20 protein-coding genes and 2 pseudogenes are annotated in these 26,039 nt (G+C 52.1%); 10 read left to right on the forward strand and 12 right to left on the reverse strand.

The window, feature by feature from the left end; translation table 11 throughout:
* Positions 1–221: 221 nt before the first annotated feature.
* A complete protein-coding gene (locus C464_RS18410; RefSeq protein ID WP_152420889.1) occupies positions 222–446 on the forward strand; it encodes a hypothetical protein in 225 nt (74 codons plus the stop codon).
* 528 nt (positions 447–974) lie between these two features.
* Here C464_RS18410 and C464_RS17345 read toward each other — a convergent pair.
* Positions 975–3,836, reverse strand: coding sequence for an AAA family ATPase (locus C464_RS17345; protein WP_152420890.1), 2,862 nt, complete (start codon positions 3,834–3,836; stop codon positions 975–977).
* 216 nt (positions 3,837–4,052) lie between these two features.
* Here C464_RS17345 and C464_RS18415 point away from each other — a divergent pair, with 216 nt between their 5' ends.
* Complete coding sequence (locus C464_RS18415) at positions 4,053–4,427, forward strand: hypothetical protein (protein ID WP_152420891.1); 375 nt, start codon at positions 4,053–4,055, stop codon at positions 4,425–4,427.
* 52 nt (positions 4,428–4,479) lie between these two features.
* On the opposite strand, the pseudogene C464_RS19570 reads toward C464_RS18415, so the two are convergent.
* The 3 genes and pseudogenes from C464_RS19570 to C464_RS05245 form a co-directional block, all read right to left on the reverse strand.
* A pseudogene (locus C464_RS19570) lies at positions 4,480–4,593 on the reverse strand (7-cyano-7-deazaguanine synthase QueC); the annotation flags it as partial.
* A 116-nt stretch (positions 4,594–4,709) separates the two neighbouring features.
* On the reverse strand, positions 4,710–4,961 hold the full coding sequence (locus C464_RS05240) for a type II toxin-antitoxin system HicA family toxin (protein WP_004050680.1): 252 nt from the start codon (positions 4,959–4,961) through the stop codon (positions 4,710–4,712).
* Positions 4,962–5,222, reverse strand: coding sequence for a type II toxin-antitoxin system HicB family antitoxin (locus C464_RS05245; protein WP_006112571.1), 261 nt, complete (start codon positions 5,220–5,222; stop codon positions 4,962–4,964).
* 154 nt (positions 5,223–5,376) lie between these two features.
* On the opposite strand from C464_RS05245, the gene C464_RS18420 reads away from it, so the two are divergent.
* Positions 5,377–6,990: an ion channel gene (locus C464_RS18420; protein ID WP_152420892.1), complete on the forward strand. Its 1,614-nt coding sequence runs from the start codon at positions 5,377–5,379 to the stop codon at positions 6,988–6,990.
* A 164-nt stretch (positions 6,991–7,154) separates the two neighbouring features.
* Here C464_RS18420 and C464_RS05250 read toward each other — a convergent pair.
* Positions 7,155–7,542 (reverse strand): annotated as a pseudogene (locus C464_RS05250) (7-cyano-7-deazaguanine synthase); the annotation flags it as partial.
* Between the two features lie 20 nt (positions 7,543–7,562).
* Positions 7,563–8,324, reverse strand: coding sequence for a hypothetical protein (locus C464_RS05255; RefSeq protein ID WP_006112573.1), 762 nt, complete (start codon positions 8,322–8,324; stop codon positions 7,563–7,565).
* 744 nt (positions 8,325–9,068) lie between these two features.
* On the opposite strand from C464_RS05255, the gene C464_RS18425 reads away from it, so the two are divergent.
* Both C464_RS18425 and C464_RS18430 read left to right on the forward strand, forming a co-directional pair.
* On the forward strand, positions 9,069–9,968 hold the full coding sequence (locus C464_RS18425; RefSeq protein WP_152420893.1) for a hypothetical protein: 900 nt from the start codon (positions 9,069–9,071) through the stop codon (positions 9,966–9,968).
* 150 nt (positions 9,969–10,118) lie between these two features.
* Positions 10,119–10,604 (forward strand): hypothetical protein, encoded by a 486-nt coding sequence (locus C464_RS18430; RefSeq protein ID WP_239640195.1) that lies wholly within the window; start codon positions 10,119–10,121, stop codon positions 10,602–10,604.
* Between the two features lie 69 nt (positions 10,605–10,673).
* Here the strand turns inward: C464_RS18430 and queC are convergent, their stop codons facing one another.
* The 3 genes from queC to C464_RS05270 form a co-directional block, all read right to left on the reverse strand.
* The gene (gene queC / locus C464_RS05260; protein WP_006112575.1) at positions 10,674–11,363 is read right to left on the reverse strand and encodes a 7-cyano-7-deazaguanine synthase QueC; all 690 of its coding nucleotides are present in this window, start codon (positions 11,361–11,363) and stop codon (positions 10,674–10,676) included.
* Between the two features lie 82 nt (positions 11,364–11,445).
* Entirely contained in the window at positions 11,446–12,222 is a 777-nt protein-coding gene (locus tag C464_RS05265; protein WP_006112576.1) for a 7-carboxy-7-deazaguanine synthase QueE, read from the reverse strand.
* Positions 12,222–12,683, reverse strand: a complete 462-nt coding sequence (locus tag C464_RS05270; RefSeq protein ID WP_049910867.1) for a 6-pyruvoyl trahydropterin synthase family protein — start codon at positions 12,681–12,683, stop codon at positions 12,222–12,224. The genes C464_RS05265 and C464_RS05270 overlap by 1 nt, the downstream gene beginning before the upstream one ends.
* 180 nt (positions 12,684–12,863) lie before the next feature.
* Here C464_RS05270 and C464_RS05275 point away from each other — a divergent pair, with 180 nt between their 5' ends.
* Together C464_RS05275 and C464_RS05280 are read left to right on the forward strand one after the other, a co-directional pair.
* Positions 12,864–13,523: a queuosine precursor transporter gene (locus C464_RS05275; RefSeq protein WP_006112579.1), complete on the forward strand. Its 660-nt coding sequence runs from the start codon at positions 12,864–12,866 to the stop codon at positions 13,521–13,523.
* A 177-nt stretch (positions 13,524–13,700) separates the two neighbouring features.
* Entirely contained in the window at positions 13,701–13,976 is a 276-nt protein-coding gene (locus tag C464_RS05280; protein ID WP_049910869.1) for a hypothetical protein, read from the forward strand.
* Positions 13,977–14,097: 121 nt separating this feature from the next.
* Here C464_RS05280 and C464_RS18435 read toward each other — a convergent pair whose 3' ends face one another.
* From C464_RS18435 to C464_RS05290, 3 genes are read right to left on the reverse strand one after another with little or no spacing between them, the layout of a single operon-like run.
* Entirely contained in the window at positions 14,098–14,508 is a 411-nt protein-coding gene (locus C464_RS18435; RefSeq protein ID WP_152420894.1) for a group I intron-associated PD-(D/E)XK endonuclease, read from the reverse strand.
* Positions 14,509–14,563: 55 nt separating this feature from the next.
* Positions 14,564–15,010 carry a phospholipase D-like domain-containing protein gene (locus tag C464_RS05285; RefSeq protein WP_239640196.1) on the reverse strand — a complete coding sequence of 149 codons (447 nt, stop codon included), beginning with the start codon at positions 15,008–15,010 and terminating at the stop codon, positions 14,564–14,566.
* On the reverse strand, positions 14,982–19,058 hold the full coding sequence (locus C464_RS05290; RefSeq protein ID WP_239640197.1) for a DEAD/DEAH box helicase: 4,077 nt from the start codon (positions 19,056–19,058) through the stop codon (positions 14,982–14,984). The genes C464_RS05285 and C464_RS05290 overlap by 29 nt, the downstream gene beginning before the upstream one ends.
* Positions 19,059–19,472: 414 nt before the next feature.
* Between C464_RS05290 and C464_RS05295 the strand changes: the two genes are divergently transcribed.
* From C464_RS05295 to C464_RS05305, 3 genes are read left to right on the forward strand one after another with little or no spacing between them, the layout of a single operon-like run.
* Entirely contained in the window at positions 19,473–24,137 is a 4,665-nt protein-coding gene (locus C464_RS05295) for a DEAD/DEAH box helicase (protein WP_006112582.1), read from the forward strand.
* Positions 24,134–25,063 carry a hypothetical protein gene (locus tag C464_RS05300; RefSeq protein ID WP_006112583.1) on the forward strand — a complete coding sequence of 310 codons (930 nt, stop codon included), beginning with the start codon at positions 24,134–24,136 and terminating at the stop codon, positions 25,061–25,063. Before C464_RS05295 ends, C464_RS05300 begins: the two co-directional genes overlap by 4 nt.
* Positions 25,060–25,893, forward strand: coding sequence for a hypothetical protein (locus C464_RS05305; RefSeq protein ID WP_006112584.1), 834 nt, complete (start codon positions 25,060–25,062; stop codon positions 25,891–25,893). Before C464_RS05300 ends, C464_RS05305 begins: the two co-directional genes overlap by 4 nt.
* Positions 25,894–26,039: the final 146 nt, after the last annotated feature.

Genomic DNA, 26,039 nt, shown 5'->3' on the forward strand with positions numbered 1-26,039 from the left:
GTCATGAGGAGTCCGACGGCGATTACGCCGGGGACTCAATCGAAGAGAAACGCCGGAAAGCAACGTGGTCGATTATTGAGCGACATCCGGAATTAGAGCTCAACGCTGATGATGTCCGTTTCCGGTTCGCGCCGGAGAGTGAACAAGAGTGTGTTCGAGTGAACCTCTCAGGGAACGGTCCCCAATACGAAATTCATGTTCCGGGGTCAATGGGGCAAGCGATGTCTGACTCACCCTCTATTCGCGGTGTGGCGATGATCGCGTGGATCGACTCAGACCAGACGTACGAAGCGATCTGCGAAGTCCTCGATATCCGCTCAAGCACGAGATATGATGCCTTCTTCCTTTCAGAGGATCCGCCGGTAGACCCGGCTCGGGAAGGGTCTCGTGTTGGAGTTGACGAGTATGAACGGGAGATTCAGGAAAGTCATACAGTCTCAGAATGATCTGTGTTGTTTAATCTGAGACTGGTGTCAAGATTATTTGAATCTCTCCGTGATTAACGACTAGACACTCGTTGACCCATCAATAGACAAGATAGATGGCTTCTACGCCATGTAATTATACTCATGATTTCTGTTGACACTCTATTCCCCGATCCAGACGATACATGGCGGTGTCCGCGCGCTGCTGTTTCTGATGGAGAGTACTGCCTTTATTACACCCCACCAACGCATGCTGCTCGGCGGCAGGAAGGTCTCACTGAGACATTCTTACATAGTATTCAATCACCAACTGAATCGGAAAGTGCTCATAACAATTCTCCAAATCGTTTTATTGGTGTCACTCTACCTATGTTAGATCTGTCTTCTCACCTTCTCCGAGGGCAAACAACTTGCCCAATGGATTTACGAGACGCGACGATCCGTGGAGATATGATGCCAGCACGTCGATATTTTGTTCCCAATATTGCTTGATAGCCAACAATTCGTGGTGATATTCAACTACAGTCAGCGGATATTATATTTAAATTCTCAATTATATGTTGAATGGCTAGCGTCAGTATCTTTGATCGCCTGCTGAAGATGGTCCTGTGTGATTTTTGAACCTTGATTCATAGCCAGCCGTGCAGCTGTTTCTGTGATGAGTTTCATGTCGGAAGCGACGTATGGATGACCATTTGCATCCTTTCTGCTCAACATCTTGATTTTCTCCCAGTTTATTTTATCAGTTACAAGTGGTCGATCTGATAAGTGATATTTGAGCATCTCCATGCGTGCCTCATCGTCTGGTGGTGGGACTTCGATTGTTTCATCAAATCGTCCCGAGCGTGTAAGCGCATCATCAAGCGAAGAACGAAGATTTGTCGCAGCAATAACTACTACATCCTCTCCCTGTACCTCCGACATCCCAGTAAGAATCTCGTTGACAATCTGTTTTTGATCTTGATGCATTCTATCTCCACCACCCCGTTGGCTTGCAATAGCGTCGATCTCGTCAATAAACACGATAGATGGCTGGTTGTCAAGCGCAGTCTCGAACAACTCACCAACATTCTGAGTTCCTTCTCCGATCCATTTACTTACAACATCAGACGCAGTAATACTGATGAGATTGAATTCTAGCTCACCAGCAACAGCTTTGCTTAGATACGTTTTACCGGTGCCCGGAGGACCGTATAATAACACTCCGTTTGTAATGTCTAATCCGTATTGTTCATACTTTTCCGGGTTTTCTGCGGGGTCAATGATTGTTTGACTGAGTTTCCGTTTTAGACCATCCATGCCAGCAACGTCATTGAAATTGATTTCCGGAGGCTCCTGAATCATTTTTGCCGCCGAATTATCTTGTTGGCGCTTCGAAACTATCTCTTCGATACTCTCGAGTAAATGTTCTACTCTGACAACAGGGGTTGATCCATCTTGAGATGCTGCAAGGGCCTTTCGTATTGACGATTTTCCGATCTCAGCCATGTCGCTACTGACAAGTCCGTCGGTCTTCGATCGGATGACATCGGAATCGATGTTGGCGAGTTCATTCGGTGGACCATCGTCTAACGTTGATTGAAGAATACCATACCGTGTCTCGAAGTCCGGAGCTCCGATATGAATTGTCGTATCAAACCGCCCTGACCGCTTAATTGCAGTATCGACATCGTCGAGCGTGTTCGTCGCAGCAACAACGATAACGTCATCTTCGCTCTCATTAAGTTTAGAGAGTTCTCCCAGTAATTCATTTATCATGCTACGCTCTGATTGTGTCATACCACCCGTTTCGGAACGTTCACCTGCGATAGAGTCAATCTCATCAATAAAAATTAATGTCGGTTGGGCTGTTTTCGCACGCTCAAATAGATCGTTCACATTCTCAGATCCACCACCGACATACTGACTTTTGATATCGGAGGGATCAACCTCCATATAATTGTAACCTAGTTCACCAGCGGTTGCCTTTGCAACGTACGTTTTTCCGGTTCCTGGCGGTCCATGGAATAACACACCTGTTACAGATCCGATTCCGTACTTATCAAATCGGTCGTCTCTTGCCGGGATCAGTACATCTTCTTTGATGCGTTCTTTGACATCGGAGAGGCCGATTACATCCTCAAATGTTCTCTCTGGTGGTCGATCAACTCCTTGGACATCTGATGGATCAGGAATAGATTGTTCTGTGTGTTCGGCACCCTCTGTTTGGGTAACTGTCTCGTCGGATGTGGTCGGTGTATCGTCTTTTGGTTGTTGGACTGAGTCCGTTGTATCATCCTGACTCTCAGTAGTGTTGGTTGAGTGATTAGTAATACGGAAGGGGGGTCGAGAATCAGTTGTATCGGATTTTTTACCTGATTCGTCGTAGATCTGCTCTAGCCAACTAAGTATCGGAGCCTCTGTGATTCCTGTAAATCCGATCACAACTTCGAGCGTAGATGAGTCATTAACCGTGGTTCTAATTGTGACATCTGTAATGTTGGGATCTACCACTTTCTGTTCCGCTAGTCTGATCGCGTCGGAGTTCAAATACTCTTCCGGACCTGATATAAAAAATATGGCTGTTGGGACGTTATCATAGGCTGCTAATACACCAACGTCATCGGCTGCTGTTTTGGTGAGTGAAATTAGTGCTTCAGTTGCTTCATCAGGATCAATATTGGCTTCCTCCCCCAAGAACCGTGAAATTGTACCTTGGGAACCAGTGGTAACGGTAGTGGAAGCGCATCCAATTGCCGAAATTCCGGTAGATCCAAGCATCGTATCGATTTCATCGTGGAGCAGTGCGTTGCCAGTAGTATTTGAGTCTACACCTATAGATGAGAATAGCCCTAAAAGTTGATTTGAGAATGCCTCTGTGGCATCTTCACGCCGAAAATTATCTGATTCTTTGTTATAGTAGTGATCGTTGTCAAAAAGAAACAGGCCATCTGCACTCGGGTATATACTATTTATATTTAGACACGCGTTAAGAGCATAGAGTCCTCCTTCATTTGGATGAGGAAGTACGACAGCTGCGTACACTGGCTTCGTATCGATTGCATGGAATAAATCAATCAGCGTTGAGGCACCCCCAGCCATTCCACCACCAGCACAGGTTACGACAAGATATGCGTCGACTTCTTCTAACATTGAATCACTAATCGCAGATGCTATTTCTCGTTCTTCATTACTAACGATATCTGACCCTACTTCGAGATCGGAGCCAGTACCGTGTCCACCGACCTCAGAAAGACCTACTGTAACCCGCTTTGATTTAGAGATATACTCGAGTCCTGCGATATCTGATTTCGCCGAGTCGATTCCAATTGCTTCATAAATAACATGACTTCCCTCAGTGAACTCTTGTTCTATCATTGAATCTACAATTCTGTTTCCTCCACTTCCAAGTCCGAGAACGCCCAAATCCATACCTAATCTAACTAACCTGAACACCTAACCTTTGCCAAATCGGAGAATGTACTCTTGAATATTGGTTAATAAAAGGTATAAAACGGAAGCTGACACCAGGCTACCTTTCGTTTATAGCTCAGATGTTATCGGACCAACTAGAATCCGTAGAATTAATTATATTTCATCTACAGTGGACTTAGTAGACTTATGAGAAATAGAGTGTGACATCACAAAATGGGAACACCAAAAATAACGAACGGAATTGTTCGGGCTATTTTCGAGATCGCGTTACCATCAATTGCCGTTTTTCTGGGAGTTGTCTACGCGCAAACCGCTTGGGGTGACGTAGTAGCCGGATTTGTCTTTTTATTGCTAACGGGAATTATGCTGTTGAGCATCTATCTCTCTGCAAAATATTGGACAAAAACCTACACAGCAGGATTTGTTCTTGCTGGGTTAGTATTGTTATTTATTTCGCCGGATATTACCTCTGATCTTGTACATCCGATATTTGGACATCTTGGAACAATTTTGATTCTGGGATTTCTGATTTTGATGCTAAAACTCCTCGGAGAAAAGCTTGGTATCAGTACATTCTGGGAAAAATAGTGAAAATATCTGTGCGATTAGCATACTTCACACCAATATATTCCGATTTCGCTTACGAGAACTCCGGCCGCTCAGCATACGCAATAGGATCGCGTGACCCAGCATTTCGGAACGCCTCAAGCCGGAACGCACACGCATCACACGTCCCGCACGCCAGCTCCTGCTCCCAATCTCAATCGCTGCTGAAACACGTCGTAAAAGGCCGAGCGACAATAGGATATCTGGGGAAATGGTCCGGGTGTGTGCGAATAAACGGCTGACGAGTCGGTGTCGAGCAGAGCGTTACCGATGCTCGTCGATCCACTCACACCACGCGTGGAAGTCGTCGGCTCCGCACTGGTCTGCGATCGACTGTAATGTTCCGGTCGGAATTTCGTCTTCTGATGCCATAGGAACAGTCACGATCCGGACTTCGTCCGTATCTGGTGACTCATACCGCATTTTCAGGTGACTACCAACACGACCGACACGCTTGTACCCGAAGTCGTGAAGGACAGATGCAATCTCGCGCCCGGAGAAGTTTGTCCGGACCATTCACCGCATGAAGTCGGGAAGCTCCTTGTCACCGGGCTCTGTGGCTTCGAGACCCCACTCCTCTAGATCCTCCTCAGTGACGGGTTCGCCGCCGCCTTCGTGAAGTTCGATCGCCTCTGCAAGCATCCGGAGGGCTTCCGCTTTCGTCTCGCCAAAGGACGCGACACCGGTCTCGATGTCTCTCGCGGTAATCGAGCCGTCATCTTCATGGATGAACTCGACGCCTTCCTTGTCGGATGCGTCGCGTGTCGCACTCGCCATACCTCTTCTTCGCGGACCGCTCGAATAAGCGTTCTGTCGGATGCGACAGAGGGAACGGATACACAGCACCGCACGCATTCCGATATAATTATCAACTGGTTGCTACTAACCGGTGGAGGCTAATTTTTATTGTAGTTCTAGTATCTGTACAATTGTGACTGAATGTAGCCACGAATTTGAATCGACCAAGTGGGAACATCGGTTTGATCTTTCAGCAAAATATGATGGAATAAAACAGTGCCACCAACCGACTATCAAGGGAGCTGAGAAATGCCAATATCATGCGCAGATCGACCAGCACGATGACGCTGAAGTCACGACTGAACAGGCGTTCCGGTCACTAATCACGGAATCTGATCACGTCTTGGGTGCAGAGTTTCACGGCCTCACTCTCGACACCATTGAACTCGGAACCGAGGGTGAGGTCGTGCTACACAACGTGAAGTTTCTCGACGGGTTTGAGATTGGAGAGCTGATAAGCCACGATAACATTACGATTGCAGGCAGTCTCTTCGACAGGCTTCGGGTAGACCGGATTGAAACCACCAACAAGTTCGATTTGAGCGGTAATCGATATCGGGGGGACGTCACTATTCGGGGAGCCGATACTGATGCACCTATCAATATAAATGGAAATGTATTCGAGAAATCTTTCCGACTCCGCGGTACGTTTGCTGACCGCGCTCAGTTTATTGATTCGACATTTAATGAGGGGCTTCTCTTTAACCGGGCTCAATTCCAAGGACCAGTACAGTGTAAACGGATAGAGGTGGGTAACGACGCATACATTCACAAATGTACCTTTCAAGAAGGACTTGATCTCACGGATGCTGATCCGGATGACCGAATTTTCTTCTCGGACTCGAAACTCTCCAGCATCAAATTAGGAATTGAGACTGCCTCCGCGACACTTCTGTTGTGGCATCATACGAACATTAATGGAGGGAGATTAGGACAACCGAATGACAAACCACTCTACTATGACTTCACGCGAGCAATTCTCGGAGATATTCAGATCCCCTCAAATGTACCACTCACACGGTATTACTTCCATGAGACAGAATACGATGGGTTTCGGTACGCTAACCATCGCAATACCTTCGCAGATGAAAACTGGCAGCTTCACCGGTTCGAGGTGGACAATATGGAGCGATTTGAAGTGGAGCATTCCGATTTGGCCAGCAGTATCACGCCACCATCGATACCGAATTACAGCTATGATAAGGAACTAAAAGACAACGAAGAGACATATTTGCTCGCTCGACAAGCTGCGACAGATTGGGGGGACAATTACTCAGCGTCACACCTGTATCTCCAAGAACGAACTGCGAGAAAACTGCGTCACAGGCACGCACTACAGACGGCTGACAAACTCAACACCGAGTCCACGGTTCAGAATGCCTCCAAGTACTTTCGGGAAGTCTTCCACCAGTGGACGACCCGGTATGGTGAAAGCCCACTACAGCCGATTCTCGTCTCGATAGCCGTGATCGTATCTTCCTGGCTTTTCCTGTTATATTTTGGTCGTATCGAAGTAAGTGGTCAAACACGTTCACTCCAGACTGTCCTTACAAGTGACGGCACCAACTATCTTTCATACCTCGGTGATACGCTACATTTCAGTATCGTCACGTTTGCGCCGATAGGCTACAATAACTACGCCCCAGTCGGGTCCCTCACGAACGCGCTTGTTATCATTGAATCATTCACAGGCGCGTTCTTAATCGCACTATTTGTATTCACATTAGGGAGGCAGGTGGCACGGTGAATACTTCGATTTCAACGTCATCAAGCAGTTCTTGAGGAATTTTGACGCTGACTTTCGGTATACTAGCGTATTCGGAGAGGAATATTATCAGCATGTCGCTGAGTTCACGAATCCACAAGACCTTACAACACCATCCGGCCCGTAAACCCGTGTCAACCGCCTGGTTACGAGAACTCCGGCCGCTCGGCATACTGAATTGGATCGCGTGACCCCGCATTCCGGAAGGACTCAAGTCGGAACGCACACGCATCACACGTCCCACACGCCGGCTCCTCATCTCGGTAACACGACCACGTCATCTCGTACGGCACCCCAAGCTCCAAGCCACGTTCCGCGATGTCCGTTTTCGACCACTCGACGAACGGTGCTTTCAGCTCGATTTCCGTCTCCGGCTTGGTCCCAACGTCGATCACATTCTGAAAGGCATCGAAGAGGGTTAGGCGACAGTCAGGGTACCCGGAAAATCTCCGAGTGTACACCGATAAACAGCACCTCTGCATACGACGTCGCCACCGACATCAGGTTCGCGTTCCGGAAGGGAACGTACGAGGTCGATTCCTTATGCTGACCAATCACGACAACGATTCGTTCTCTTTGCGTGCTTTCGCCGTCATCGTCAGCACCCATTTGTTGGCAGCGTTGCGCCACCCCATCGGCTCGTACGCACGGCCGCGGCTCACGTCATCGCTCTCAATGATCGCCGTAACTACGTCATCGAATCGGACAATCCGCTCGATATGGTCCGTGGGGTCTGTGAGTGCGTCCTCAAGCGGTATCTTAACGTCTAGTGAAGCTGCGGCGACTGCGCGAAACGTTGTCGGCACGTCGGCGGAGTCTACCCCATTGTCAGCTTCCGTCCCGTTTGTGTCGTCCTGATCGGCGTCTTCGGATTCTCCGCCGTCAGCAACCGACTGAGGTTCGTCTTTGCCGATGTCTTCGGATTCTAGCGCTTGGCTTTCTTGCTGGTGTAGGTCTTCAAGGAACCGCGAAATCTCTTCGTCGAGGAGTGGCAGCATCTCTCTGTTGTCCGGGTCGAAGAATGCCTGCCCGGTCCGCTCATGTAGGATGAACTGACCACCTACTCGTGAGACTTCGTCGACGACGTTGATTTCTTCGAGATGGTCGAGAACCGTGTCCACACCGTATTCGAGCCGATTGCCCGGAGTTTCTTTGAGATCGCTCGTGGGGACGTTACGGTCATTGGTCTCGAAATATTCGTTCGTGTAGAGCCAATTGGCGAGCGCAATCATACTCTCGCAACTGTGGAGATGGCCCTTCTTGTCGTGGATATACTGTTCAAGTCTGTCAGTGTCGTTGGAATCGCTGGTACTCATTGTGTAGTGTGGTAGGTTTTCGATCACTACGGGTGGCAGTCACTCGGTGTGCGTCTGGGTATTGTTCAGCAAGCAAGCGTCCACGACGATGTGAACGGAATCTTACCAGACAATGTCGTATTCCTAATGGCCTAAGTCAGTGGAGGTATTGTCGAAACTTAGTTGTTTTCCACCATATTATCTGAATTACTATTGTCTTATACACCATAGACATATCTAGAACCTTCGAAATAGAGTCAATCAAGCCACTTTGACTGGTTTCTCTGACTTTAGATCTCTTAGATCGGAGGTGTTATGTAAATATATTACAACTAATACTGTCACATATCAACTGATCTTAACCCCTCGTCAGCTTTTCAGATTCCGTTCTACCATCCTATTTTGGGATCATTGTACGAATAAGGCGCTACGAGCAAAATTCGTCGTTTTGAGTGGGATAAAAACCACCATTCACTTATCAGCCGAGCAAGAGTGTCAGATGAGTCACTAAGATGGATGGCTTGTCCAAAGGAGTGTCCCCATCCGGATCATCTCGACGACCGCTGAATCGTTGTCAAGAGAAGAGCCGTTTGGTACTTGAAGATGCCCGACGCCAAGGTCGGCAGCGTTAGAGAAACTCAGTCCCAGCCACAACCAAAATCATCTTAGGGAAGTGAGAACGGTTCAGCCTAGTAATTTGACAGAGTCCACACGCGAGTTGTTGGTAAGCTCTGAGAATAACTACGTGGAGTTTGAGGAGTAATAATGAGGAAGGAACTCACCCGACGATCAGTACTGAGCGGAATTACAGCTTCACCCTTCGTGGCAGGGACACCTTCGGTCGCTTCAACTCAAGAGGTGTCCATCAAAGATGGATTCTTCAGTGAACTCGAAGGCGTCTCAGAATCGGACAAAAAAGAGGCGTTCATTGGTTGTGCGAATGCCCTCTGTGGAGATGTGGATCGATCTGAACAATCAACGGAAAAGATCGTCAATCAAACCGATGATCTGAAACACCATATCCGACGCGTTCGGTTTGCGGTTCGAATCCTAAATGAACAGCAGATTACATCAGCTATTGATGAGTCAATGGTCCGATCCGTTGAGGTCGATTACAACAAAGTAGCCCGATTTGTCCCATTAATCGGCTCGCTCACCAACCTCCAAGCCGCCGCTTGCGCTGTCGAAGACCCTCCGAAGCCCAGCCAAGTGGAGCGGTTTATGTACGCGTGTCTGGCCTTTGGAGCAGAGGTAGCTCTGTGGTACAGTACTGCCCCATACCGAATGGCATGGTCTGGGACTCGGTTCGCGTCAAATCGCAGTATCCTCCGATACGCAAATCACGGCTGTAATGGCTGTATAGCAGCAGTGATGAGCGAACTCCACTGGGGACTTCGAGTTATCCCGTACAAGGTCACTTCCGAGGACGAGATTGCATTCATTTCGAGAAAACTTGACGAACTACACGCGGAGGCACGTGAGATCGACTATGATGTTGATGTTAAACTCACTGAAGAAGAGATACGAGAGCTAGTGGATTCAACTGATTTCAGTGGTGGCGGCGGTGCTCCGTTTGCTCGCCCGCCCCAAGGCCCGATTGAGCGGCATTTGCCATCGATTGAATTACCAGAACTCTCAGAAATTCTCCCAGATTGGCTATCGTAAGTCCTACTACTGGCTCCGGCTAGCTTCCCGTTATAATTTGACACTTCGCTGTGTGTGTCTGTCGAAGCAACGTGCTAGACGGTGTTGTAAGTATTTATTAACCCACACAAAGTGTACCTCAGCATGTTATTTTGCGAGAACTGTGGTAGTATGATCACTCCACAGAGCGGAAGTGGCGAGTGTGAAGAGTGCGGTTCGGAATATGAGGTCGAAGAGGCGGCATCACAATCGTTTCAAGACGAAACTGAAGCTGAACGTGGTCTGCCTGACGGCGGAGATTCAAACAAAACAGAACTTGAATCACTCCCGACGACGAAGTCGGGATCCATTCCGAAGTCAGAAGCGATGGACTGGTTAAACAACCGTGATCGCCCGTCGGAAACCGAGTTGAAACAGGCAACTATGGAGAAACCAAGCGATTTTGAGGGAAGTACCTACCCGACAGATATTTCGAACATTCGAATCACGGGAGACCCACAATTCATAGAGACTATCGCTGGGTTGTTCCGGTGGATTGTCGATATGGAGGACTACAGCCGCCGAGTGGAAATAAATCTGAAAGAGACTGAAGACCGAGAGACGGGGGAGAAGACAGGGAATTACGCTCTCTACTTGTCCGTCACAGAACGGGGATAACCGGACGTGTGTTCTGATCTACAGCCGCAAGGGCATCTCAAAGAGCACGAGCCCCGTTTGGCCTGTCAATCACGAGAATTCCGGCCGCTCAGCATACGCGATCGGGTCGCGTGAGCCGGCGTTCCGGAACGCCTCCAAGCGGAACGCACAGGCATCACACGTCCCACACGCCGGCTCCTCATCTCGGTAACACGACCACGTCATCTTGTACGGCACCCCAAGCTCCAAGCCACGTTCCGCGATGTCCGTTTTCGACCACTCGACGAACGGTGCTTTCAGCTCGATCTCCGTCTCCGGCTTGGTCCCAACGTCGATCACGTTCTGAAAGGCATCGAAGAACGCCGGACGACAATCAGGGTACCCGGAGAAATCCTCGGAGTGCGCACCGATGAACAGCGCCTCTGAATCGGTCGCCTCCGCGTACGACGTCGCCATCGACAACAGATTCGCGTTCCGGAACGGGACGTACGACGTCGGAATCTCATCACTCTCGAGATCAGCATCTGCCACGTCCATCTCCTCATCTGTGAGACTCGAGGCCCCAATCTGAGACAGGTGCCCTGTCTCGATATGGAGGAAGTCAGCCGCATCAACCTCTTCAGCAAGCGCTTTCGCACACTCGTACTCCTTGTCTTCGGTCCGCTGCCCGTACGACGTGTGGAGGAAGTACGGCTCGTACCCCTGCTCCATCGCCTCGTAGACAGCCGTCGCACTATCCATCCCGCCGGACACCAGAATTACTGCGCTTTTGTTGCTCATGTCTGCTCAGTTGCGTCGTCTCGATTGTTGCTCTGTCCACGCCTCCACCGTACACTGTCGACCGGGCTGACCGGGGCGACAATCATGTTCCTGGCGCGTCGTTCCACAAATCGACGTGGAGTCGTGGTGTGTACCGGTACCCGTACTCCATCGCTAACTCTGCGACCTCACTTCGCGTCCCATCGAGTTGCTCCCGCGTCATGCCTTCCGGCATCAGCAAGACATCATCGTCCGCCACGGTCGTCGCGGTCGCCGCCCGTACACGATCGACGAGGTCCGTGATCTCCGGGAGGTCCGACTCATCTGTCACAACGAACTTGAGTTGCGCCTCGTACTCGTCGACCATCTGGGAGAGCGCATCCATATCGATCCGATTCTGTTCGTGTTTCTCCTCCCACTCGCCCTCTCCTTTCGGGTCTCGATCCGGTGTCGGCGTGCTGCTCGCCAGTTTCGGGCTGATACTCGCCAGGTCGATCGGCGCGTCCCGGTAGATCGTGCCGTTGGTCTCCACCGTCGTATGATACCCCTCAGCCGAGAGTCGCTCGAGGAGTTCGACCGACTCCTCGTGGATGAGTGGCTCGCCGCCCGTGAGCACGACGTGGGTAGCCTGCTCGTGTGATTGTACTTCCTCGATGATCGAGTCGACGTCACGCCACGCCCCGGTCGGCTCCCAGGACGTGTGGTACGAATCACAGAACCAACACCGCAGGTTACACCCAGACGTCCGCACAAACACCGAGGGGACGCCAGCAAGCGTTCCCTCGCCTTGGAGCGAGTAGAACACCTCGTTGATCGGGAGGCCCTCTCCGCCCGCGTCAGCGTCCGTTGTGGGCTCTTCGATATCGCTAGCGACCGGCATCAGTACGTCGCACAGAGCTCGCCGGTTTCGCTCACCGACACCGACACGTCCGAGACAGTGTCTGGGAACGCGTCGAGCATGCGCTGTTCGAGGAGCACGCTCATCACCTCTGCCGTCGGTGGGTGGTCTAAGACGACGAGTGCGTCGCCGTCGCCGGACGCCTCGAACGCGTCGACGAGCGGGTCGCCTTCCTCGACGAGGAACCGGTGGTCCCACGCGTCGATGACGTCTGTGACGTCGCCTTTGTCAACGACCCAGCCTTCTTCAGTGAGTTCACCGGTCACTTCGACGGTAATTTTGTAGTTGTGGCCGTGTGGCCGCGAGCACTTTCCGTCGTGGTGGAGGATGCGGTGGCCCGAGCTGATTCGGATGGGGTTGTCGGCTCCGATGTGGAGTGTGCGTTGGCCTGCTTCCTGAAGCGCATCTGATTCGGACTCGCCTCTCGATAAACCTCGGGCCATACTCGGAGAATATTCGGAGAATACATAAAGATTGAGTTTCGTTGCTACACCGATGGAACAGCAACACCACTCACGATCGTCTGATCACCGAATTGCTCGGTGCCGATCGGTACTCACTCCGGGTGAACCGGGACACAGCACCGCACGCGACTATACGGTCATGACCGGTGGTGACAGCTGATGGAAACTGAGGAGACTCGCGCCATCTTTACTGCCGTGTTCGCCGGCTCCATTGTTCTCGCAAACGTCCTCGCCGCGAAACTCACGTGGATCGAACTCCCCGGGCTTGGCGGCGTGGCTGTTCCTGCTGGGTTCGTTGCGTTCGGCGTCGCGTACCTCGCCTCAGACTTGCTCGTCGAGTATCACGGAAAAGAGTATGCCGCGACCGTGGTCAACGGGACCGTCGTCACGCTCGTCTTCGCGTATGCCCTCGTGTACCTCGCCATTTGGATGCCATCTGCTCCGTTCTACGGTGGGCAGGAAGCGTTCGTGTCGACGCTTGGTGGTTCCGCGTCGATCATCCTTGCCTCCGTCGTGGCGCTTGCCGCCGCCCAACATCTCGACGTCCGACTCTTCGCTAATCTGAAGAGTCGCACCGGCGGTCGGCATCGCTGGCTCCGAAACTGCGGGTCCACCGCAATTAGTCAGGGCGTGGACACTGTCGTGTTCATTACGCTCGGCTTCGCTATCTTTCCGGCACTCGGCCTCGGTGGGGACCCGACGTGGGGTTGGGCGCTTGTGTCGATCGTTACTGGGCAGTACATCGTGAAACTGCTTGTCGCGCTGATCGATACGCTTCCGTTCTACGCTGTTACGGAGTTCGTGGAACGGCCGGCTTAGTTGGGGTATATTTTGAATGTACGACTCTGTTGAAATACTATTCCTCAGACTGATTCTCACCTGAAACAGCCAGTAAGTGAGAGCTGCGTATTTACCAGTGTTCTCTCAATCATCAACATTTCTTAATTTCCGGCGTGCCGTTACGTTATAAGTCGTTTGAGAATTCTAACCTCGGCTATGGGAAGTGACGCAGATCGGTTCAAAGAGAAGCTGAGCGGATTCAAAGAACTTAGTGACGGCAACGGTGGCCACTACCTGATTATGCAGTTTGAAGACGACAGTGGAGTCGTATTTGAGAAACAATCTAGCGACGGTGGACCTACAGTCGCAGAGCTTTCACCTGTTTCATACGGATTGATGGATTCTATGAGAAGTATCGCGGAAGGTACCGACTTCGAGGTGAATGAAAACAGAAACACGCAGCAGAACCTCCGGAAGTTGATGCAGGAATAGTAGCTGGCATTAAAACTGGTATTGAGCGATAAGTGTCTCCTCTGTACTGACTGCGACTGGGTCAGAACACGTCACGTTAATAGAGGCTGTATTAACGAACTCGACGGAAGAACATATCAAATTATACCCTCTTGATCGCCTCGCTAAACCGATAATCGCTGATATGATGTGCCCGCTGCCGACTTGCGTCAGATCCCATCTGGTCTAAGTCGGTAAACGTCACGCGTTGGCGCTTTCCACTCGTCTCTTCAATCGGAATAAAAAATGCGGGCTCTTTCTCCTCGGAATAGCCTGCTAACAAATCAACATGTGTTTTATCGTAGGCATCGGCATCTGCTTGGACGTAAAACCGGTTTCCTCCCTCGCGTTTTGCTGTTTTTACCTGAACTCTGTAGAGAGAACCGTCCTTGTCAACGATGAGGTCGTACTGATGGTTGTGACCAAACGGGAACGACACACCGTACCCTTGTGCCAACAACTCCGAGGCAACCGCCAATTCAGATTTCTCTCCTCTACGAGCACTATGATTCATAATACCAGTTTCTACTGTGTAGTGATAAATAACCGATCAAGTCCCCCAGACGGATTTAATTGCCTAAATCTAACTCCTTTGTGAGGTACGTCTCTACGTTCCCGTAGTCGTTTTCAAGAACCTCGCAGAGTTCTAGATTAGTCAGTAGCCCTCCTCGGGTGATATTCGCAGATCCGACGTAGACGTACTTCTCGGTGATTACCGCTTTCGCATGGAGGTCGCTAATCTGTTGAACGTTGACGTTCTCAATATCGGTGAGTCGAGAGAGTGCGTAGTCGTTACTTGATTCGTCAGGCCGGACGTAGACGTCGAGTTGGGTGGGCAACGCTCTAATCGCAGCAGTCAACTTCATTCTGCGTTCGTTGATATCCTCCGTGAGTGGGAGATGTACGTCGACATCGCTTAACCACGGTGAACAGATCACGACATGCTCACTGTATGTGAGTGCGTGGCCGAGCAGATATCGGAGGCCGCTAGAGGGTAAGGAAAATGCTCGTCCCATCGTACTCACCTCCTGGTAAGACTTCGCGGTCAAATATCTCATCACCGAGATCTTCATGCTCAACCCGCTGAATCAGCTCTTCACGAAGTTCCTCTAAGAGGACGTAACTAAGAGTGTCCGACTGGTCGTGGCCTGAGATACATTCCGACAGTTGGAGATTCTCGACGCAGCCGTCGATATTCGGCGAAAAGAAGAGCGCCTTCACCCGCTCGTGATTGTCGAAGTCCGTAAGGTGGTTGTTCACTTTTTCCTCGGGATACGTGTCATCACCGTCTATCCGTGCTGATGCGACCACGTGTTTCACAGTACACGCACGTCGTACGGATATGTTCTCTTCCCGAACGAGCTGACGTGCTCGGTCGATTGACGACTGTACTTCTTCTACGACTTGCTCGACGACGTGTTCAAACACCGGCACCTCGTCCGATTTACGGACGATTTCCTCGATTTTCGCCCGGCCGATATCGGACGTAGAAACCTTGTCGATGAAATCTTTGTCTGCCCAGAGTCGTTCGCAGATCACTTGCGGATCATACGTGATCCGAGTCGCTGATTCGAGTGTAGTTCCCGGGTCCTCTTGGAAGTCCTCGAAGACCATGTCCACGAGTCCCTGTCCGCCCTGCGACCGCTCGAAGACGTAGACAACCTCCTCCTCGGAGTCTACACCATAAAACAACGACCCCGGAGTTACCCCAGCTACGTCGGCAACCAATTGGGTGAAAAAGTGGGCGGCTGTGTGTACACCAATCTCCTGTAGTCCGACCTCAGAGAGGTTCTTGTATCGATCGACTCGTGAGATGACATCCGGGTCGTCAATACGTTCGAGGTATCCCGACACGTCGAAGGTAATACCACGCGTGTCTAGTTCGAATCCGAGTGTCTGTTCGGGAGCCTTGATGGAGCGTTCTATTCGATCACCGCCCGTGAAGATGTATTCGTCCGCCGAGCGAGCATATGTCGCCGGCGTGATTTCTAAAGATGCACCGCTGAGTCTGATCTCGCCTGAAACGTCCGAGAGTGTCGAAATCTCCTGCGATTCGGCATCACCGCCGAGGACAACGTCCGTCTCAACATCGGGGCTGGCATGGATCTTACCGTAGGCCGAGTCGTTATGGCGCAAGCAGCTATCCTGGTCGAGAATCTGAAGACACTGCGGACAGTATCTGACGATGTTCAGTGCCTTCGATCCGCTCAGATCAGTGAGTTCGTCGAGTCTGATCGAGTCGGGGATGATGAGGCCGTCCCGTCGTTCACCAGGCACGTCTTCGAAAACAAACCGGACCGTATCGTCTTCAACTACTGTTTCGGGGACGAACGCTTGTAGGCGACCGGCTTCTTGTTTGTATTCACTTCTGAAAGGGGCATACGAATGGACTAACGTATCAATTGACTGGTCGCTCCCGTCGGTATCGTTCTTTCCATGGAATACGGTGAAATACTGCCCCGCGTCATCGAAGTAGTTCTCGGGGACATACCATACCTCACCGCCGAGAGAATCATTGTTGACCTGTAGAAAACGATCGTAGTAGTACGCACCGCGGAGGAGATGCTTGACATAGTAGAGACTGAGGATATTGGATTGGATCGACTGGTAGTCGTAGAGCTCCTCAAGTGATTGTTTGAGGTAGTAAATCCGTTTTCTCTCACGGACAAGCGCACCTGCTCTCCCGTCGTCAGCTGCGTCCGCAACACGTTCGACTGCGTCCTCAAGCTCGCCGACGTCGTAATTTAGTCGTGGGAGGACGATATCGTCACGATCGGAGGCGTTCTTTATTCTGAGGACACTTGCCTTAGAGTCGTAGAGTAGAGGAAGTACGTCACGGAAGTGATCGAGCTCTGCCATCGGGTCAGGATTCGAGTCCGCAATGGTGTCTCTAGACTGTACGAGGACTTCTTCTAACCTGTCGAGGACTGATTCCTCAACAAGTGGGTCATCATGTTCTCGACACTGTTCGACGAGGACCACTCGCTCTTGGACGTATGACAGTATGTCCTCACGGACGCCTTCAACCATCTCTCTCGCCGTATTTCCGGTAGAGGAGTCACCGTCAAGTCCGAGATTACCCAGTTTTCGCTGTATTTCTTCCTCTCTGCTCTCGATTTTAGCCAATACGTGCGTAATCGGCTCCTGTCCGGTCAACGGTGAGAATGAGTCGGTCATCCCAAGCTCACGGGACAGTACCGTCTGGGGATCGGAGATCAGAGTATGATATGATTCCCAGCCAAGTTCATCGACCAAATACTCCTTGTGAAACTCCGTCTTTTCTTGACTCGTGGAGTAGTGGTGGCGGTCACGGACACGTGATGAGACCTCATAGAACTCGCGGTATCGCTCGTGAATCCAATCAATCACCTCATTGTCAGACTTCAGTGGTGTCCTGATCTCGGAGCCGAGGAACCGATCAGCTCGGTAGAACATGTTCGCGTCGCTGGTGAGATCCGATAGGAAGACGAAGATGAACGAGTCCGTTCCCGACTCACGGGCAGCACGCCCGACGCGCTGAACGAAAGATGAGAGGTTCCACGGCGTCCGGTACTGGGTAACGATCGAAATATCCCCGACGTCGATACCGACCTCGAGGAAGTTCGTCGACAGGAGTACGTCGCTTTGTACGACTGAGGCATCGAACCCAACGTCGGAAAAGACGGACGAGAAATTCAGAGGACCCTCCACAAATTCTCGGTCCATCCCGTTAGCAACTTCGCGCCAGTCACCTGGTTCATCGATGTCCGTGTGGTACCGCCACAGGTCGCGTTGTCGGTCCGCGTCCTCTAGCTGCGAGCGCTTCTGATTGACCTGACTGATACTATCGATGAACGAGAGGACCTTTCCGCGTGGTTCACCCCTCTGTTGGAGCATTGCGTGGCCAAGAAGCAGGATCTGTTGGATGAACATAGACGAGACACCGGGCCCGTCTTCTGTTGCCTTCAGGAAGAAGTAATGCTCCTTATCGTTGTGGTCGGTAGCAAAGTCTTCATCGGGTGGAGAAACGGCTCTAATCCGACCGTCCGGAATCGGGAAGATCTTGGCTGCGAACTGTTCGGCGTCGTCGACCGTCGCACTCGCTCCAAGCCAGAGCGTTGAGTGATCCGTAATCTCCTCGATGTTCTCGATGATGTTCGCTGCGTGTGCGCCACGAATCCCGGTATAAAGGTGTACTTCGTCGAAGACGATAGCATCTATTTCATCAATGAGGCTGTAGTTCGGTTTCAATCCGAACAGCTCTAGCGATTCGAGTGTCGTAAGGACGATATCCGGTCCATCACTTCGCCTGATGTCCTCTCTGTTCAGGACAACTTCTCGATCACTAAATCGGTGCGCTTCGTCGTGTTCGCAGACGAGGTCGTAGTGACTGCCACCCCCTTCGTACTGAAATGCGTGCGGATCCTGGTGATCACCGCACCAACAGTTGGCAAGTCTGAATCGTTTTCTCCGGCCTGTTCCTTCGAACAGTGCATCTTCCGTGGAAACGTCCTCGGGCTTGTATGCTGTGTCTCCCGACCAAACGCCGACCGACAGCTGCTCATCAGTCGTCGTTTTGATCGTGTGGAGGTGTTTGAGGACACGGCCTAATTGGTCCTGTAACAACGCTTTACTGGGGTATACTAGGGCTACCCGATCGAGGTCGTCGTCCTGTAATAACTGATACAGCGGACCGAGGAACGCTTCCGTTTTTCCGAATCCGGTTGGTGCAGAGAATATTGCGCCTTGGGAATCTCCTCCCCGTCGTCGTTCGTTGAGGTCACGGACGGTGTCCCAGCTCGTCTGTTGGAAGTTCAGAGGTTCAAATCCAAAAATGTCGATAATGTTCTCGATGAACTCGTCGTCGCCCTTGTATTCTCCCGGGCTTCGGCGCTTCTGCGGCTCCTGAACGTACTTGAGCGCGGAGGTGACCCGTGGAGGGCTCTTTGTATCTGGTCCGAAGATTTGCGTATTTTCGAGAATCCCGTGGACAAGGGGTTCTACATCATCGTCAACGCGTGATCGATCCGAATTCGAATCAAAATATTTCATCGAGTGAGATATCACGTGTGGTTCGGATATCAAGTTCAATCTTCCGGCGTAGGTTGGAATAACTGCGAACTAAGCATCTTGTTAATAATAAGCATAGAATGCGGAAAAGAGGAAGGAAGCGGTTTCTGTAGATATCCACGGTCCATTGCGGCCTTACGGTGTGGTTTTCAGCAAACTCTCACCGGCGCGTCAGTATCTAACGTGATTTTTTGACCCCGTGACTTTACATCAGAGTCACGTAAATCGTGAGATAACGTTGACAAACCGACCGTCAAATCTAGCGATTCGGGGGCGGCACCGAAACGGCAGGAAATCTTTGCCTTCTCACTGTTGTCGAGTACGTGATGACAAAGGTGAGATCAGGTACCACATAAAATGAATTCACCACAAGACAGACTCAACGCTGCCACCGATAGAGCGGCTGAGATCACCTGGTGGAACCGTGCCATGACCAAGCTCAACGATGTCGATGGAGTGGAGGGGGCTCAGTCGTTTGTTTCTGATCAGACAATCGAGCGTAAGGGCCCTTTTGTCGAATTCGTCGACGCACCCGCGTTCCATAGTCAGACCGCTGCCGAGTTTCTCGGAGATCTTGATTACCACGACGACATTGTGGATGCTATTCGGCGAGAAGTGTTCGGCGGCGACCCTGACGGTCAGCTCTACCAACACCAAGCAGAGACGATCGATGCGATAGAGACCGAGCCCGGTGACAATGTTCTCGCGGTCCCGACCGCATCCGGAAAGACCGAGTCGTTCTTCCTTCCGATCCTCAACACCTGCCTTTCCGTCGACAAACCCGGACTGAAGGCGGCGATCCTCTATCCCATGAAGACGCTGGGATCCGATCAGTTCAACCGTTTCATCACTTACCTCGATCACATCAATCGGAACCGGGCCCCGGAGGATCGAATCACAATCGGCATCTGGGACTCCGATACGCCGGCTCGTGTCGGTACTCGGGACTTCGAGATGGAGGAGGGGACGTACGTGCGCGGACTGATTGACCCCCGAAATCCGGACGAGAAACTTCGGATACTGAGCGATTCCGCGGTCGGGACGACAGATAACTCCTACTCGTGGATCAAGGTGACTCGTGATTCTATCCGACAAGGGGTGGATATCCTCCTCACGAATCCGGAAGCATTGGATTACATGTTCGTCAATGATAAGGAGGAGACAAGAAATATTCTCGGAGACCAGCCAAGTCAGCAGCCGCTAGAGCATATCGTTTTTGACGAAGCACACGTGTGGAGCGGAATTCAGGGAGCAGCGATTTCAATGCTCTCGCGGCGTCTAAAAGAGTTCTACGCGGACAACGATCCGCAAGTTACGATGGTGTCCGCGACGGTAGACAATCCCACGGAACTCGCCGCCTCACTCACCGGCAGCGACGAGGATTCAATCAATAGCGTTGAGTTCACCGGCCGAAAGTTCCGCCCTCAAACTACTCCCGATTTCGGCCGACTCCCGGGGAGCAGTCTCGACGAGATCGTGGCCGCGCTCGCAGTCGCCCGAATCGGAGTAGCCGACCCAGATAGCTTTATCGCCGAGCATGGTCTACAGAGCGCGGTTGAATCCCTCAGAGTGGTCGGGTTACTGGCTCAGGATTCTATCGAACCTTCATCTTCAGCCCCGGAGTGGGCGTTCAAACCACTCTACGACGCTGCGGCCAAATATACTGAAACCAACGATATAGCTGATGTTGGCGAAACCGTGCGAACGGAAGAAGGTAGAGACGCTCTCGTTGAGGCCGCCATCGAGTCCGGTGGATTTGCGAGTGGATGGTTTGAGTTTGTACTTGAAGAATTCCCCGAAGTGGCAGCCTTCACCGAGTGGTTCGATCGGGATACAACGGGTGAAGTAGGGTTCCGATCCTACGAGGGCCTCGTCGCGGAGGTGGAGCGCGAAGGGGTTTCAGACCCGGAAGGCGTTCTCGATACGATCATGGCCTTCGGTCGACTCGCGGGAATTGTCACTGAGAAATACCACGTATTCCTCAAGCCACCACACCGGGTCCACTGGTGCCGTGAGTGCGGGGCACTCTCAAGAGACAACCGGTGTCGTGAATGCGGTGCCGCACCAATCCCGGAGGTACAGTTCTGTCGCAAAGGGACATGTCACGAACCGTACGTCGCGGTCGACAATGAGGAAGAAGAGAAAACGTTCGCACCGATACGTGGTGACGGTACTGGTGGTTGCCCAGGATGCGGAGGATCACCCCGGTTAACTGATATCGGTGTTCCCACGTCTTCGCTTCTCTCATATATGTTATCGGAGGTATGCCGTGTTACACCGTCGAATAAGACGCTCGTCTTCTCGGACTCCCACAGCGCTGCTGAGAGCGTGGGCGAAGAAATCATTGGAACCGAGTATGGGCTGATGGCGCAGACGATTTACCTCAAAGAGTTACTAGAGGCTGGTGGTGAAGCCGACCAGTACGAGCTTTTCAAATCGGTTGCTGATACCCTCCGCGAGGAGTACTGGGAGCCGCTAGTTCAGGAGAATCTCGACGAGGACGCGGAAGCTTACAACTTCCTAGTTCCGTTGCGAGAGGATATCGAAGCTCACGCGTATCTCTCCAACTGCGAGGCGCTACTCGATAGCGCCCTCGTGACCGCTGATGCCGTCATGGAGTTCGATGACCCAACTGACCTCACAATCGCACACGCACTCTACAAGCGGTTCGTGCTCGGCGATGCCTCGTTCCAATACGCCGGCGTAAAGATCGACGGGTTGTCTCGGGAGAAGATTCTCGACCGACTCGAAAGCGATCTCGAAACCAGCCGTGCCCGAATCGATAACGTCCTCAACGACGTCCTAAGTCGGTTTCTTGAGAGTGGAATCGTCTCCGTCGCCAGTCACGAATCCCTCAAGCGCGGAGTCGATCAAGCCAATATTACAGATGACGAGAAGCGTGCCAAAGTGGGGAAATTCTTCGATGAGGCAAGGGATTCCCTCGAACAAAGCGGATTGGTCGAACCGCCGGTAGAGAGTGGAGTGTTCACTCGAAACGTTCGAGAAGACGAGTCGAATCTTGTTCTAATTCCCGACGCAGCGTTCTGTACGGAGTGCTATGCGTCTTTCCCCACTACGGAGTCGGGTGACGCTCCCGATACCTGTTTGGAGTGTGGAAAGCCGATAGAGACGTATTCCCGGTTCTCCCGAACGGATGAGGGAAAATTCGTGGCGAATCCCGGGTACGCCGATGTCGAGTCCGGATGGGACTACGCAATTGACCATTGGGCCCACGACGTGACCGAACCGATTCGGGGGGGAGAGGAACCAGAGTTCGTCACGGTCGGCATACATAAAGGGAACATCTCACCAGCAATCCGCGGTGCTATCGAAGAAGGATTCCGCAAGGATCCGCCGGAGGTGAACGTAGTTAGTTCAACGCCGACGATGGAGCTCGGGGTCGATATCGGGAGCCTCGATACGGTCGCACAAGTCGGCGTTCCACCGACGCTCACGAACTACGTCCAACGGTCCGGGCGAACTGGTCGGACCCGAGGTAGTTCGTCACTCGTGATGACGGTGATCCGTGGACAACACCCAGTCGACGGCCACTACTACGCCAATTTGGATAGTTATCTCGGAGAATTTGAACCCGTCCGGATTCCTGATCCAGAGGACTTCGACGAGGTACTAGCGGGACACGTCGTCACAGAGGTATTCGCATACCTTGCGCGAAATCCGCACGAAGACCAAGTGTTTGAGTTGACCTATCGGCTCTCGGAGCCCGAGCTTGAGAATTTGGAGAAGTTTGTCACCTCCGTTGAGGACAAGCTACAGATCCTCCAAGAGTTCATTCAAGAGGAGATGGACGATGTCCTGCGAGAATACCTCCACGGTATTTTTGGCCAGCGTGGAGTCGAGGTGTACGAAGAGATTTTCTTCGGTGACGGCCCGCTTTCCCTATCACGGCGTGTTGATCAGACGTTTTCGCGGCTCCGCGGGATGTCTACAGGCGCGGCGACGAACCGAGATCTCACGAGCAACACGTCACGTCTCGATCAGTGGCTGAGTAAGCTCGGGTATCTCGCCAACTACCGTAGTTTCGGTCAGAACTTCCCCGTTCAATTCAGCGGTCAGCGGGAAGAGATCTCTTTCGAAGGGAGCGGTCGACTGTACGACATGTATCCCGGAGAAGAGAACGAGCTCGGGGGGATGGTGTCGCTACACGGAACAGAATACATCGTCGATGACGTCCGGGGAACACAGAAACCGCTCACTGACGTCGCCGTCTGTGACAACGACGAGTGTGATCGACGGTTCCGGAGCTTCGACCCTGATGAGACTATCTGTCCACATTGCGACTCCGACCTCACGACCACACAAATCCACGGCATCTCGTCAGTTGAGTGCTCGGTAGCCAAGGGAGGCCAACGTTCTTATCGGACGTTCGCACAGATGTCGACGTACGTTCGTTCAACAGACGCAGAGCGGGACCGTCAGGAGACGGAACTATTTGGTTTAGATTGCGATATCGAATACGGACAATTCGAGCTGACGGACTTCGTTTATGCTTTCGAGCGCGGCCATTCGATGAGCCCTTCGACCGAGATACTGCGATCACAGGCGTTGATCGAGAAAGATGACGGTGGCGGCTCCACTGACGGACTCTCATGGCGCGAGCGGCTCGAAAAGTCACAGGAAGAGACGTACCGTCCCGTGGGGCAACAACATCACACGCAGGGACTGCGCCTCGAGTTTGAGCGTGATGCAATCGCCGAGCGGTTCGAACGGGTGACTCATCCCACGGCCTCATGGCCACAGCTGTTGACCAGCCTCGAACAAGCCCTTGATCGGGCTATTCCGGTCGTCGTCAAGTGTGACCGGTCCGACTATCGAGTCAAGGCGTCGATCACCGAAGACACGGTTGAAGTCTACATCGTGGACGGTCGCCAGGGTGGCAACGGTATCGGCTGGCACGTCCATGAGAGCCTTGAGGAAGTCGCAGACAACGTCATCGATGTCGGTGATTGTGACCGATGCGTCGACTACTGTGACGAGTGTCTGCTGCTCTCGCGGACGCCGAGCCACTACCTCGAAAATGATCTGCTTGATCACCGGACACTCACTGCCGTCGTCGATGGAGGTGAGCAGTGAGTCTACAAGCAATCCAAAATCGGATGAACGACGCTGATGTCGCGTTCATCCACGACCCAGATGGAAACGTCCATTATTGGAAACTGCGATCGCTCCCCGCGATTAATTATCTCGGTACGGAACACGCCACGTACCCGACTTCGTGGCGTCAGCTCAAGCACACGTGGCAACACGAACGTGGGGGTAGACAATACGACTTCCCCGGGTATGATTATCACGTTAGCGGGGGAATACAGCTTCCTCCGTCAGAGGACCTCTGTGTCGTCACGACGAGCTACTACGAAAAGAACACGCAGTACACGATGAATGACCTCGTCAACCGATACGCGAGTTCCGAGGGATCATTGATCGTCGTCGCTGACGAGCGTCGCTTCCAACCATCTGGTGGCCTTCGCCCCCTATACCACGAGCCGTTCTGTCGACATATCGGGAGGTACGACCGCGTTTATGAGGCATTTGTCGAGCATTACGAGAGCGAAGGCTGGGTGATGCCGCTTCGAGACACGAAAAATCTCTTTGTACAAGACAACGCGAACCTCTACGAACTGGTTGAAGACGATACGGTTGAGACGACGTCCGAACTGTTCGACGAACTCACGGAAGCGCCGTACCTTCCACTCTACGAGGCCTTCTCAAACATTTTCGCACGCCGGGACGAACTTGGGGTCTCACCTTTGGAGAGCGACGACGTTATCGAGGCCTTCGGAGGCTGGCTCCGACGGCGAATCGAGTGGGACAAATCGACTGCATCGGAGATCGCACACGACCTGAATCGGTCAGTCTCGATGGAAGGAACAACCTTTGACCCCTCCTACGCGAAACGTAGTCCAAAGATCCGTTTGGCTCGAGAGGCGGCGAAGGATCTCCCCCCCGAGACGAGCCCGATAGACACACGGTATCACGACTGGCTAATGCACCCACTATGAGCGAAACAGCACCTTACATTCTGAACACGGTACAGACTCCTGCCCCGTTGCGAACCGTTTACTGGTCGATAAAGCGGGGACACACTACCAAAGATGAACTCAAAAGCGACACCGTACTTAGTGACGACCTTCTGAACCAAGGGATAAACGGGTTGCGCGCAATTGGACTCGTCGGCCGTCAAGAGCCTGACTACTACGCCGTTGACCTCCCGTGGAAAACTGGCGATGAAGACCTCGACTTCCGGCTTGGTGTACTGTATAATCTCACGTCGGAAGCCGAGGAAGCAGACTGGGGAAGACAGTCTGTTGTATTGCTCAACTATCAATACCTCCTTCAGGAGGAAATTCAGGCGTTCGATTCCGACGATTCCTCTCTGTACACGAGGATCAATCGGTGGCACCGCGAGCGCGGATACGTTCCTCGGTCTCAACAGGGAGAGATCGATTTAAATGAACACAAGTTCGTCAACTGGTCCCGGCTCGTGGACTTTCTTAACCTCGTTCACAAAGCTAACGGCAGAAGACATACCGTCTACCCAGGCCCGGATATGATTCAGGAGTCGATACAGCTTGCAGTGGACGAAGTTGGGACAAACGGACGCGTGACAATTACAGAGTATATCGATTGGTTGCGGGAAAATCTCTTTCTTATTGAGCTTACGGCCGACGGGAACGTACCAGCCTCCCTCTCGCGGGTTCTTTTCAACCTAGTGCGGGAGGAGGAGATTAGAATTGTCGAATCAGGTGACGCTGCTGCCGTCGACCTGAATGGTGTCCCTCGGCGGAGCGGAATCGACAGAGACGCGAACTCGATTGAGGTGATTCAATGAATCAAATCGTGAAACCAGACGAATCCGACTCGACACGTTGTCCACACTACGACGAAGTCGATGAAGAGACGCTTCGTCGATTGTTCAGTAAGGTCGCTGCAGTTCGTTCTGAGGATTACGACCTCTTCCAATTCACGCACCGGCCC

It is taken from the genome of Halorubrum coriense DSM 10284 (assembly GCF_000337035.1).
Lineage (GTDB): Archaea > Halobacteriota > Halobacteria > Halobacteriales > Haloferacaceae > Halorubrum > Halorubrum coriense.

Coding starts and splice junctions, on each gene's coding strand:
- C464_RS18410 (WP_152420889.1), top strand. CDS start 222: ATGTCTGACTCACCCTCTATTCGCGGTGTGGCGATGATCGCGTGGATC.
- C464_RS17345 (WP_152420890.1), bottom strand. CDS start 3,836: ATGGATTTGGGCGTTCTCGGACTTGGAAGTGGAGGAAACAGAATTGTA.
- C464_RS18415 (WP_152420891.1), top strand. CDS start 4,053: ATGGGAACACCAAAAATAACGAACGGAATTGTTCGGGCTATTTTCGAG.
- C464_RS05240 (WP_004050680.1), bottom strand. CDS start 4,961: ATGGTCCGGACAAACTTCTCCGGGCGCGAGATTGCATCTGTCCTTCAC.
- C464_RS05245 (WP_006112571.1), bottom strand. CDS start 5,222: ATGGCGAGTGCGACACGCGACGCATCCGACAAGGAAGGCGTCGAGTTC.
- C464_RS05255 (WP_006112573.1), bottom strand. CDS start 8,324: ATGAGTACCAGCGATTCCAACGACACTGACAGACTTGAACAGTATATC.
- C464_RS18425 (WP_152420893.1), top strand. CDS start 9,069: ATGAGGAAGGAACTCACCCGACGATCAGTACTGAGCGGAATTACAGCT.
- C464_RS18430 (WP_239640195.1), top strand. CDS start 10,119: ATGATCACTCCACAGAGCGGAAGTGGCGAGTGTGAAGAGTGCGGTTCG.
- queC (WP_006112575.1), bottom strand. CDS start 11,363: ATGAGCAACAAAAGCGCAGTAATTCTGGTGTCCGGCGGGATGGATAGT.
- C464_RS05265 (WP_006112576.1), bottom strand. CDS start 12,222: ATGCCGGTCGCTAGCGATATCGAAGAGCCCACAACGGACGCTGACGCG.
- C464_RS05270 (WP_049910867.1), bottom strand. CDS start 12,683: ATGGCCCGAGGTTTATCGAGAGGCGAGTCCGAATCAGATGCGCTTCAG.
- C464_RS05275 (WP_006112579.1), top strand. CDS start 12,864: ATGGAAACTGAGGAGACTCGCGCCATCTTTACTGCCGTGTTCGCCGGC.
- C464_RS05280 (WP_049910869.1), top strand. CDS start 13,701: ATGGGAAGTGACGCAGATCGGTTCAAAGAGAAGCTGAGCGGATTCAAA.
- C464_RS18435 (WP_152420894.1), bottom strand. CDS start 14,508: ATGAATCATAGTGCTCGTAGAGGAGAGAAATCTGAATTGGCGGTTGCC.
- C464_RS05285 (WP_239640196.1), bottom strand. CDS start 15,010: ATGGGACGAGCATTTTCCTTACCCTCTAGCGGCCTCCGATATCTGCTC.
- C464_RS05295 (WP_006112582.1), top strand. CDS start 19,473: ATGACCAAGCTCAACGATGTCGATGGAGTGGAGGGGGCTCAGTCGTTT.
- C464_RS05305 (WP_006112584.1), top strand. CDS start 25,060: ATGAGCGAAACAGCACCTTACATTCTGAACACGGTACAGACTCCTGCC.